The 11,627-nt window shown below is 70.6% G+C and carries 8 protein-coding genes; 6 read left to right on the top strand and 2 right to left on the bottom strand.

Features of this window, described 5'->3' with window-relative positions:
* The first annotated feature begins 128 nt into the window (after positions 1 to 128).
* From ABD901_RS40880 to ABD901_RS40855, 6 genes are all read left to right on the top strand, one after another.
* A complete protein-coding gene (locus ABD901_RS40880) occupies positions 129 to 1,739 on the top strand; it encodes a glycoside hydrolase family 64 protein (RefSeq protein ID WP_345135931.1) in 1,611 nt (536 codons plus the stop codon).
* A 7-nt stretch (positions 1,740 to 1,746) separates the two neighbouring features.
* Positions 1,747 to 2,202, top strand: a complete 456-nt coding sequence (gene rnhA, locus ABD901_RS40875; RefSeq protein WP_345135929.1) for a ribonuclease HI — start codon at positions 1,747 to 1,749, stop codon at positions 2,200 to 2,202.
* A gap of 69 nt (positions 2,203 to 2,271) precedes the next feature.
* Positions 2,272 to 3,246: a hypothetical protein gene (locus ABD901_RS40870; RefSeq protein ID WP_345135927.1), complete on the top strand. Its 975-nt coding sequence runs from the start codon at positions 2,272 to 2,274 to the stop codon at positions 3,244 to 3,246.
* Positions 3,247 to 3,285: 39 nt separating this feature from the next.
* The gene (locus ABD901_RS40865) at positions 3,286 to 4,434 is read left to right on the top strand and encodes an FxsB family cyclophane-forming radical SAM/SPASM peptide maturase (protein ID WP_345135925.1); all 1,149 of its coding nucleotides are present in this window, start codon (positions 3,286 to 3,288) and stop codon (positions 4,432 to 4,434) included.
* Entirely contained in the window at positions 4,431 to 6,011 is a 1,581-nt protein-coding gene (locus tag ABD901_RS40860; protein ID WP_345135923.1) for an aKG-HExxH-type peptide beta-hydroxylase, read from the top strand. Before ABD901_RS40865 ends, ABD901_RS40860 begins: the two co-directional genes overlap by 4 nt.
* Before the next feature lie 215 nt (positions 6,012 to 6,226).
* The gene (locus tag ABD901_RS40855; RefSeq protein WP_345135921.1) at positions 6,227 to 6,430 is read left to right on the top strand and encodes a hypothetical protein; all 204 of its coding nucleotides are present in this window, start codon (positions 6,227 to 6,229) and stop codon (positions 6,428 to 6,430) included.
* A 16-nt stretch (positions 6,431 to 6,446) separates the two neighbouring features.
* On the opposite strand, the gene fxsT is transcribed toward ABD901_RS40855, so the two are convergent.
* Both fxsT and ABD901_RS40845 read right to left on the bottom strand, forming a co-directional pair.
* Complete coding sequence (gene fxsT / locus ABD901_RS40850) at positions 6,447 to 10,349, bottom strand: FxSxx-COOH system tetratricopeptide repeat protein (RefSeq protein ID WP_345135919.1); 3,903 nt, start codon at positions 10,347 to 10,349, stop codon at positions 6,447 to 6,449.
* An 18-nt stretch (positions 10,350 to 10,367) separates the two neighbouring features.
* Positions 10,368 to 11,597, bottom strand: a complete 1,230-nt coding sequence (locus tag ABD901_RS40845; RefSeq protein WP_345135917.1) for a TIR-like protein FxsC — start codon at positions 11,595 to 11,597, stop codon at positions 10,368 to 10,370.
* Positions 11,598 to 11,627: the final 30 nt, after the last annotated feature.

The raw sequence follows: 11,627 nt of genomic DNA, 5'->3' as shown, positions 1-11,627 counted from the left end.
GAAGGCCCCGAAGACCCCGAAGCTCAATCGACGCTTAACAGATCGTTGGGTTTCGTTGGATCGCGTTGACGCCTGTGGCGCCCTGATCGATGCTGCCGTGAGAGCGCTCTCACGAAGGGGTTGTTACCGTGCGATTGAGGACGAAACTGCTCGGCGCCGCGGCGCTGCTCGCCGCCGCCGTGCCGGTCGCCATCGCCGCGATGCCGGCCGCGCAGGCGACCGGGCCGAACCTGCTGCCGTTCACCGTGACCAACACGACCGGCCGCGGCGACTCGGTGTACCTGTACGTGCTCGGCACCAACCTGAGCACCGGACGGCTCGGCTACGTGGACGCCGGCGGCGCGTTCACCGCCTGGTCGCCCGGCACCAACCCGCCGATGCCGGCGCCGGACGTGTCGATACCCGGCCCCGTGAACGGGGCCAGCAAGACCATCCAGCTGCCGCGGGGCCTGTCCGGGCGGGTGTACATGTCGCTGGGGGAGCGGCTCAGGTTCTTCCTGACCCCCGACGGGCTGGTCCAGCCGGCGCCGTGGGCGGCCGGCGACCCCAACCACGACATCCTGTTCGACTGGAGCGAGTTCACGTACAACGACGCCGGCCTGTGGCTCAACAGCTCCCAGGTCGACATGTTCGCCGTGCCGCACGCGGTGAGCGTCACCGGCGCGAACGGCGCCGTGCACACCACCGGCGCCCTGGTCGCGAACGGCCGGCAGAACGTCATCGACCAGGTCAGGGCGACCGCGGGCTGGGGCAACACCGTCGTCACCCGCGGCGACGGCACCGTGCTGCGGGTCCTCGCGCCCGGCAAGGCGGCCGACGCCGGGCTGTTCAGCGCGACGTACCTCGACCCGTACATCGCCAACGCCTGGAACGCGTACACGACCAGGACGCTGACCGTGCAGCCGTTCACCAACCAGCCGAACGTGCGGTACTTCGGCCGCACCAGCGGCACGGTCATGAACTTCACCGACGGCTCCGGCCGGCAGGTGGCGAGCTTCAACCGGCCGTCGACGGCCAACGTGTGGGGCTGCGACGGCGCCCTCGGCGCCCCCAACGACCAGGTCGTCGGGCCGATCGCCCGCACGCTGTGCGCCGCGCTGCACCGCAGCACGCTCGGCACGATCGACACCCAGCCCGGCGGTACCGCGGCCGACTTCTACAACAGCGCGCTGACCAACCACTACTCGAAGATCGTGCACGCGAACATGGCGGACGGGAAGGCGTACGGCTTCGCCTTCGACGACGTGCTGAACCAGGAGTCGCTGGTGCACGACGGCGACCCGCGCGCGGCCGGCATCACCCTGAGCCCGTTCGTGGGCGGCGGCACGACCAACCCGCCCCCGACGCAGAACACCGGCGCGAAGTCCATTGCGAGCAACTGGAACGGCAAGTGCATCGACGTGCCGAACTGGAACTTCGCCGACGGGCAGCGACTGATCGTGTGGAACTGCACGGGCGGTACCAACCAGAAATGGACCTTCGCCGACGGCACGCTGCGCACCGAGAACAACAAATGCATGGACGTGGCCTGGGGCTCCACCGCCAACGGCGCGGCGATTCAGATCGCCGACTGCAGCGGCAACGCGGCGCAGCAGTTCGTGCTCGGCGCCGCCGGCGACCTCGTCAACCCGCAGGCGAACAAGTGCGTCGACATCAAGGACTGGAACCCGGACAACGACGCGCTGCTGCAGCTGTGGGACTGCGCCGGCACGGCGAACCAGAAGTGGCACGCGGTCTAATAGGGGCGTGACCCACGTCGAGATCTACACGGACGGCGCCTGCAGCGGAAACCCGGGACCGGGTGGCTGGGGCGCCGTCCTGCGCTACGGCAGCGTCGAGAAGGAGATGTGCGGCGGCGAGGCCACGCCCACCACGAACAACCGCATGGAGCTCACCGCGCCGATCCGGGCGCTGGGCAGCCTCACCCGGCCGGTCGTCGTGCACCTCTACACCGACAGCTCCTACGTGCGCAACGGCATCACCGCCTGGGTGCCGCGATGGAAGCGCAACGGCTGGCAGACCACCGACCGCCAGCCGGTGAAGAACGTCGACCTGTGGCAGGAGCTCGACGCGCTCGTCGCGATCCACCAGGTCGAGTGGCACTGGGTGAAGGGCCACAACGGCCATCCCGAGAACGAGCGCGCCGACCGCCTCGCCGCCCGCGGGCTGCAGGAGGCGCGATCGGCACAGCGCCGGGCATGACATTTGTACCGGGCGATGCCTGAGATCTGATCCGCGTATCGCCCGCCGACCTGCGGTTGATTCAAGGGCATGATTCGCCGCATCGCTCCCGCCGCCGGGCTGTTCTTCCTGGCCCCGCTCGTCGCCGAGTTCCTGCTGGGCAACCTGCCCATCACGTTCCTGTTCGCCGTGGTCGCGCTCGCCCCGATGTACGGCGGCGGCGCCCTGCTCATCCGCGAACTGGTCCGCCGCCGCGGGCTCGGCTGGCCCAACATCCTCATCCTGGCCGTCGGCTACGGCGTGCTCGAGGAGGGCCTCACCACCCAGTCCCTGTTCAACCCGAACTACGCCGACCAGCACCTGCTGCAGGACGGCTTCATCCCGGCGCTGGGCATCTCGGTCCCGTGGACCCTGTTCGTGGTCGGCATCCACGTCTTCTGGAGCGTCTGCACGCCGATCATGATGATGGAGGTCATCTCCGGCGAGCGCCGCACGACCCCGTGGCTGGGCCGCACCGGCCTGATCGTCACGGCCGTGCTGTTCGCCATCGGCATCGCGGTGACCACGGCGATCAACATGTCCATGTGGCCGTACACCGCCACCGCCGGCCAGTTCACCGTCACCGGCGTCATCCTGGCCCTGCTCATCGCGGCCGGCCTGCTGCTGCGCGTCACCTTCCGGCCGCGCACCGGCGCCGCGCCGCGGGCCTGGATCGTCCTGGTCGCCACCCTCGTCGCCGGCGGGCTGTTCATGGGCCTGACCCTGCTCGGCCTGCCCACCTGGGTCGGCGTGGCCGCGTTCGTCGTGGACGTGGCCGCATACCTGGCGCTGATGGCCCGCTGGTCGGCCCGCGAGGGCTGGTCCGACGCACACCGGCTGGCGATCGGCGCCGGCGCGCTGCTCACGTACGCCTGGCACTCGTTCGTCGAGTCCCCGGTCGGCACGGCCGCGGTCGTCGTCGACCTGATCGGCAACGCGGTGTTCACGGCGGGCGCCGTGGTCCTGATCTGGTACGCCCACCGGCGCGTCGTTTCGCGGAAGTTGTCCGGAATCGCGAGTTCCTGAGGAGAATCTTGCGGGCTAATCGGCGCGCGGTTTCGCGAGATGGCCGGTGCGCGCTGCGAGGATGCTGCAGTGAATGCGCCGATGCGCGTGCGACAGGTCGTTCTCAAAGTCAACAGTCGATGTAACCTGTCGTGTTCCTACTGCTACGTATACAACAGCGTCGATACGGGCTGGCGCAGCCAGCCCCGGTCGATGGACGGCGCCACCGTCGCGCTCGCCGCGCGCCGGATCGCCGAGCACGCCGAGCGCCACGAGCTCGAGGCGATCGACGTGGTGCTGCACGGCGGCGAGCCGCTGCTCGCCGGACACGAGCGGATCGAGTCGGCCCTCCAGGCGATCCGGGCGGCGGCGCCGCCGGGCACCGCCGTCCGCTACTCGATGCAGACCAACGGCACGCTGCTGGACGAGGCGTTCCTGGAGATGTTCGTCCGCCACGACGTGCGGGTCGGCGTCAGCCTCGACGGCGACGCGATCGCGAACGACCGGCACCGGATCTACCCGAACGGCGCGGGCTCGTACGAGCGGGCCGCCGCCGGGATCGAGCTGATGCAGTCGGACCCGCGGTACCGCCGCCAGTTCGCCGGCCTGCTCACCGTCGTCGACGTCCGCAACGATCCGCTGGCCGTCTACCGCGGGCTGCTGGCGTTCCGGCCGCCGTCCATCGACCTCCTGCTGCCCCACGCCAACTGGGAGAGCCGGCCGCCGCACTTCGCGGGCCAGCTCTCCTACGCGGCGTGGCTCATCGCGATCTTCGACGAGTGGTACGCCTCCGAGACGCCGCCCCGGATGCGGCTGTTCCAGTCGATCATCCTGCGCTGGCTCGGCGGGGACAGCGACACCGAGGCCATCGGGGGCGACCTGCCGGGCATCGTCACGGTGGAGACCGACGGCTCGTACGAGCTCGCCGACTCGCTGAAGACCACCGTCGACGGCGGCGCTCGCACGGGGCTGACGCTCGAGGCCCAGAGCCTCGACGACGTGCTGGAACACGTGGCCCGGGCCGCGCCCGCGCAGCTGCCCACGGAATGCCGGTCCTGCCCGGTCGCGGACGTCTGCGGCGGCGGCCTGCGCGCCCATCGCTACCGGGCCGGATCGGGTTTCGACAACAGGTCCGTGTACTGCAGTGACCTGTTCCAGCTCATCACGCACGTCGAGCGGCCCGTCCTGGTGGAGGCGGAGCGCCGATGATGACGGCCGAGGGCTTCCTGCGGCTCGCCGCCGGCTACGGCGACCCGGACACGATCCGCGCCCTGTTCGAGGGCCAGCTCAGCCGGCACCGCCTGCTCGTCGCCGAGGTCATCGGCGGCGCGGACGCCGCGCAGCGCAGGGCGGCCGGCGTCGAGGCCGCGATCGAGCTGCTGCTCGAGCTGGACGAGAGCCACCCGGACGCCGTGCGCGAGGTGCTCGGGCGGCCGCACATCGCGGCGTGGGCGAGCGTGTGCCTGCGTCGCCGGACCGACCTCGGGCACCTGCGCGCCATCGCGGCCGCGGCGGCGTCGCTTGCCGGCGTGCCGCACCGGATCGACGCGCCGGCGTGGCGGCCGCAGCGCCGCGCGGCGCTGGAGCCCGGCTACGCACTCGTGATCGAGGATGAGGACCCGTACCGCGACTGCTACCAATGGGCGCCGGCACCACGGCTGAGCGACGCCGAGGCGGACGCGTTCGCGGCGAAGCTCGAGGCGGCGTGGCGGCTGCTGGTCACCGAGCATCCCGAGCACGCCGCGGCGATGCGGATCGGGCTGCGCTCGGTGGTACCCCTGCGCCGCCCGCCCGGCGGCGGTGGCATCAGCGCGGCGTCGCGGCTGGCCGCCGGCTCGGTCGCCGTGTCCATTCCGGAAACGGCACAGGAACTGGCGCTGTTGCTGCTGCACGAGTTCATGCACATGAAACTCGGTGCCCTTCTGGACATTGTCGACCTGTGCGAGGAAGGCTCGCCGGAGCGGTTGCACGCGCCGTGGCGACTCGACCCTCGACCCCCGGAGGCAATGCTCCAAGGTATTTATGCGCATCTTGGTGTCGCCGATTTCTGGAGAATGCGCCGGAAGGTCGGCGGAGGCCGTTTCGCGGAGATCGAGTTCGCGTATTGGCGGGAGCAGACCTGGCAGGCGCTGCGGACGCTCTCCGGCAGCGAACGGCTCACCGCGAATGGCCGGAGATTCGTCGAGGAAATGCGGTCCACCATGCTCGCCTGGCGCGACGAACCGGTGGACCCGGCCGTTGCCGACGCCTGCTTCGCCATGGTGGCGGCGCAGCGAGCCCGATGGCGGCTGGTGAACTACGCGCCGGCGCAGGACGAGGTCGAGCGCCTCGCCGCGGCCTGGCGGACCGGCGACGCGGTCCCGATCGCGGCCACCGGAGCGCTGCGGCCGCCCGGAGAGGCGCTCCCCGCCGGCCCGACGGCCCTCGTGCGGTCCATCCGCGCGGCCCTCGACGGCGAGCCGGGGCCGGGTGACGATCCCGCCGACGCGGCGCTCGCCGCGGGGGACCCGGCGCGCGCCGCTCGCGGCTATCTGGGCCGACTGGACTCGGGCGATTCGTCCGACGAGACCTGGGTAGGTCTCGTCGTCGCGGCCGAACTCGGAGGATTCGCGCCGGGCGCACCGGTTTGCAGTGACTTGTATGGAGCAAGAATGATGCCGCCGCAAGTTTTTCGCGACCGTCCCGAGCTCGTGCGGGCGGTGGTCGAAAGGCTGCGCCCGGCCAGTCCCGCGGCGCTGCTGCGAAATGCGGATCGAGCTGCGGAGATAGTTTCGCCCTTACGTTGAGCATTCATCATGTGGTTAGATCCTCGCCAGGCGGCCTGCAGTGCCCATCACAAACGACCGTTTCTGTCGTTGGGTTGAGCGCGATCGGTGCTGCTGAAGTGCCCCAGCGCGACCGGAGAACCATTCCCGGAAACGTGGGTTCTTCGGTGTGGCCTCACCGGCTCGACTACCGTGAAGTAATCTCCCGGTGGCTCTGTGTTGCGATGGGAACGGGTATGGATCTTGGGGGCGCCGCCGCCGCGTCACGCAACGCGGAGGCCGGGCTGGCCGCGCTGACGGCCACCGACCGCATTTCGCTCGCGCAGCTGGCCGACCCGGCCGTGCGGCGACCGGCGGCGTTCGCCATGACGGTCCAGCGGCTCGTCGAGCAGGCAACCGACGGGCACCAGCAAGTGAGCCGCTTCCAGTCCGCGCCGTGACCGCCCGCCCGCGGGCTCAGGTCGGCGGCGGGGAGATGTCGCAGTTGAGCCGGCCGCCGTCGCGGATGACGGCCGTGTTCGGGTGCGCCTCCCCCAGGATCCGCCGGCTCTCGGCCACCGTCTCCTCGTAGAGGGCCTGCGCCCCCGGGGTGTCACCGACCGTCCGGCGGCTCACGACGAGGTTCGCCGCGGCCGCCAGCGTGTCCGGGTTATCGGCGCCCAGCGAGGTGAGCAGGCCCCGCCACGTCTGCTCGTCGAGGCTCGCCGCCGCACCGTACTCGCCCGCCTCGTAGAGATCATTGGCGAGGTTGATCTGGCTCGACAGCGTGTAGGGGTGCAGCGGGCCCAGCGCGTCGCGGAAGCCGTCGCGGGCCTGCTCGGAGAGGGTGCGCGCGGCCTCGTGGTGCTCCGCGAGGCGGCTGAAGATCGACAGGTTGTTGAGGCCGGCCAGCAGGAACGGGTGGTTGGCGACGTAGATCCGCCGATAGCCGTCGATCACCGTGCCGGCGGTCCGCTCGGCGGTGAGGTGATCGCCGATCGCCGACTCCTCGCAGGCGCGGTTCATCAGGCACGCCAGCGCGTCCGGATGCTGCCGGCCGAAGAGGTCGACGTAGCGTTTCAGCGTGTCGATGGTCAATGCATTGGCCGCCTGGAACTCGCCCAGCTTGCGCAGCGTCACGGCGAGGTGTTTAGCCGTGCGCAAAGTCTCGGCGTGGCCCTCGCCGAGCACTTCCCGATGCAGTTGCAGCGTCGATTCGAGCAGTTTCCGCGACTCCTGGAATCGGCCGAGAGCGCGAAGGTCGTTGCCGTAGTTGCTCGCCGCGCCCAGCGTGTAGGGCGCCGATTCGCCGAACACCCGCCGCCGCGTCTGCAGCGTTTCGGAGTCGAGCGCCTCGGCGGCCCGGAAATCGCCGACCAGGCGCAGGGAAACGCCGAGATTGTTGGCGAGCATCAGCGTCCGGTCGTGCGTCGGGCCGAACGCCTCGCGCGCCCGCACGAGGTTCTGCTCGTCGAGCGAGCGGGCCTCGTCGTAGTGACCGAGGGCCCGGTGGTCGGCGCTCAGGCCGCCGGCGACCATGATGCTGTACGGGTGCTCCGGCCCGACCAGGCGGTGCAGTTGCTCCGCGGTCTCCCGGTCGATGTCGAAGGCCTCGTTGTAGTGCGCCTGCGAGCGCAGCGCGTTGCCGAGGTGGAAGCGCAGCAGCAGTGACGTCGCGTCGTGGCCGAGCCGCTCGCCCCAGAACCGCAGCGCCTCCTCCGCCAGGCCCTGGCTGCTGGCGAAGTCGCCCTGCCGCCACAGGTACCGCACCATGTCGATCACGAGCTGGCGCACCTCGGCGTTGTCGGAGCGCAGCGACTCGGTCCGCCGGATGTGCGGCCACAGCTTCGCGTACATCGGCCAGTTGACCAGCACGTCGGGGTCGCCCCGCCCGGCCGCGGCGAGGCTCTCCTGCACGTGCCGGCGGTTCTCCAGCTGCTGCCCCTCGTCCAGGTCGTCCTGCACGACCGCCTGGACCAGCCGGTGCATCTGGATGCTCGTCTGCGCCGGATCGACGCTCGCCAGCGCGTAGCGGCCGATCTCGCGGATCAGCTGCCCCTGCATGATCGGGTCGCGCAGGCTCGGGTCGAACGGCAGCAGCACACTGGTGAAGCGGGAGCTGTACAGCAGCGACGTCGGAATCGGCTCGGGCGCGAAGAAGGCGCAGAGCTCCAGCAGCTTGGCCGCCGCCGGCGTGTCCGAACGCAGCTTCGACAGCGACAGCAGCCACGTCGCCGCCGTGGTCTTGTTGTAGCCGCTGGGCGGGTTCTGGTCCATCATGCGCAGCAGCTGCGTGTCGAGCAGCTCGAGGTACTGCGACACCGGCATCCCGGTCGCCGTGAGCCACGCCGCCGCCTGCTCGACCGCGAGCGGCAGGTCGCCGAGGCGCTCGGCGACCAGCGCCGCCTCCGTGCGGTCGATCCCCGGCACCCGCCGGGTCAGGAACTGCACGCTCTCGTCGCGGGTGAAGACGTCGATCTCGATCGCCCGGGCCTCGCGGTTCCAGGCCTGGTTGCGCGAGGTGAGCAGGACGTGGCCGGCGCCCAGCGGGATGAACTCCCGCACCGCCTCCGGCTCGTCGACGTTGTCGAAGATCAGCAGCCAGCGGCTGGTCGGGCGGCCCTGGCGCAGCTCGTCGCAGACGATCCGCACGCTGTCGCTCATGTTCTCGCCGGAGGCCAGCCGCAGCTCCACGCCCAGCTCGGCCAGCGACGAGCGGATGAGCTGGGGCTGCTCGGCCGAGATCCACCAGACCAGGTCGTAGTCGGCCGCGAACCGGTACGCGAACTCCAGGGCGACCTGCGTCTTGCCGACGCCGCCGAGGCCGTGCAAGGCCTGCGGCACGACGACGGTGACGTTGGCCGACAGCCGGTCGCGCAGCTTCTCCAGCACCGAGCTGCGGCCGGTGAACGAGTCGTTGCGCTGCGGCACGTTCCAGTGCGGCGGCAGCGTCGCCGGGAAGCGCGGCCCCCGCCGGCCCGACTCCGGCGCCGGCCCGCGCGCCCGGGCCGCCCGCTCCAGCGCGGTCAGCAGCATCTCCCTTGCCTGCTCCTCCGTCGCCCGGGACAGGTCGAGCGGGACGCGGTCGGTGAAGGGCTCCGGCAGCCGGGTCGAGTCGAGCCGGACCGGCTGGGTCAGCGGCCGCCCGGCGATCTCCCGGGCGGTGACGAGTTGCCACACCTGCGCCGCCTGCGGCGAGGCCACGTACGCCTCGGACAGCAGCACCAGCACCTTGCTGACGGTGCCGAACGCCTTCTCCATCTCGCTCACGAAGTTGGCGCCGGTCGAGAAGTCCACGTCGTGCAGGACCACCTGCAGGCCGGCCTCGCCGAGCTCGGCGGCGATCCACTCCGCCCACATCCGGTCGACGGCGGCGTAGCTGATGGCGACGTCGTTGGAGATGTTGGGCCGCGGCCGCTCGAACTCGAGCAGCCAGCGCCGCCGCCGCTGCTCGTCCAGCGCCGGCAGCTCCTGCACCGCGCCCCCGGTCAGCACCCGGGTGAGCCGCTCGAAGGAGGCCAGCAGCGAGTTCTCGAGCATGGGCCGCTCGGCGAAGGAGGCCAGGATCTCCTCGTAGGCGAAGTAGGGCTTGTACGGGACCTCCACGTCGCCCCAGTACCGGCTGGCCCGCTCGCCGGTGAGGCCGCCCAGGTAGGGCGCGAACTCCTGACGGGCGTAGTCGCGCCCGGCCTCGAGCTTGATCTGCTCGGCGTCCTCGACCCGCATCGGCACCGGCAGGATGCGCACGGGCCGCCGCTCGCGCTGGTCGAGGATCGACTTCGTCACCGCGACCGCGCCGTCGACGCTCTGCGTGCTCAGCGTGAAGCAGTTGATCACGACGTCGGGCAGCTGGACGGTGCAGATGCCGGCCGCGTCGCTCAGGCCCGTGCGGCTGTCGATGAGCACGTAGTCGTAGTGGCGGCGCATGTCCTGGCCGAGCGCCTCGATGAAGTCCCCGCCGCCCAGCCGCTCGTAGAAGCTCGGCCAGTCGAAGGTGCTCACGTTGCGCGCGTACGAGCGGTCCTGCCGGCCCGACGGCAGCAGGTCGATCCCGCCGCCGCCCGCGAACTGCCAGTCCAGCGACGTGGCGTAGTCGAGCACCTGGGTGCGCCGGGCGAACCAGTCCTCGTCCTCGTGCGTCGGGTCCAGCGTCGTCGCGGCGAAGTCGCGCATCATCTCGAAGATGCCCGAGGAGGAGCGCAGGCGCTTGTCGAGCAGGAACGGGTGGAAGTACCGGTGCAGGCCGGGCGACTCGAGGTCCCAGTCCACGGCGAGGACCCGGTAGCCGTTGCTCGCGAGGATCCAGGCGACATTGGCCACGGCCATCGTGCGGCCGGTGCCGCCTTTGTACGAATAGAACGTCACGATCTGGCCCGTCATGGCGGCGGCCCCTTTCCGCTACGGGCCTTCGAGGATCGGCCGGGCGAAACCCTGCCGCGGCGGAAGGCGATAAACGGTGCCTCTGATGAACACGCGGTTGCGCGCGACTTCCAGGACCACCTGGAGATCCGCGCCGAATGCCTCGTAGGTCAGGATGCTGGAGCGAAACATGACGTCGTCGTGGCGCAGGGCGTTGTTGATGAACGTCTGGCGCACCCGGTCACTGAGCTCGCCGCTGTGCGCCTTCGTCTCGGCGTCTTCCGGATTGCGCGGAATCATCACCGCGGTCGTGGGCTCGTTGCGGCCGTCGTACTCGTGCAGGGCCGCGTGGTACCGGTGCAGTTTCGTGCTCCACACGTCGACCAGCAGCACGATGATCTGGTTGTACTGATTGGCGTGGCTGATCAGCTCGTTGAGCTGATCGATCGTGGCCACGCTCGAGCGGAAGCTCTTGCCGGCCGCCACGTTGCACGCGTATTCGGCGAGCGGGCGCGCGTGCGTCGGCAGGTACGGCGCCCAGTCCTGCGGCTCGCGGCCGTAGTAGCGGGTGTCGGTGCGGACGGTGGCCGCCTCCGGCCCGGCCGCGGCGGCGACCACGAAGTGCACGACCTGGCCGCCGGACATGCTCGACGGGCCGGTGACCGGACGGTGGTCCTCGGCGCCGGCGGGCCCGCGCCCGGGGTGGAAGGCGCTCGGGACCTCGTCGAAGAGCACCCGGCTGGGCGCGGCCAGGCGGGGCGCGGCGGCCGCCTTGACGATCCGGTTCGCCACCGCCGAGACGAAGTCGACGTACTCGTCGTGGTTGCGCTGCAGCCGCAGCAGGCGGCGCAGGCCGCTGCTGTTGTACACGTCGCCGAGGGCGTCGCTGGACCACTGGTACGGCGAGACGACGTCGGGCACGTCCAGCTGCGGCATCCAGATGAGCGGTATCAGCGGCGGTATCTGGTCCGACGGCCAGCCGTGATTTCGCGTGCGCCGCGCGAAGATCGTCCATTCTTTCCCGCACGGCTCGCTGAGGAAGTAGCCGGGGGAGTACAGCGGAATAAACGTCTTGCACTCCAGCAGCGCCTCGACCAGCTTCTCCGACCAGCGCTGGCCGGGATCGATGCTGTGGCTGTCGAAGAATCCGACCTCGACGTCGCGGCCGAGGCCGGTCAGGGCCCGTATCTCGCTGCACAGTTCCCGATAAAATTTGTGTACGTAGTGGTCGTCGTCGCCGCGGGCGTAGCTGAGGAAGAAGTACAACATGCATCCTCCGACGGGCCGGGGCAGGGGGCC

This window comes from Dactylosporangium darangshiense (assembly GCF_039537565.1).
Taxonomy (GTDB): Bacteria; Actinomycetota; Actinomycetes; order Mycobacteriales; family Micromonosporaceae; genus Dactylosporangium; species Dactylosporangium darangshiense.
Note: the sequence above shows the minus strand (reverse complement) of the source record. Positions and strands in the feature narration are given on the sequence as shown.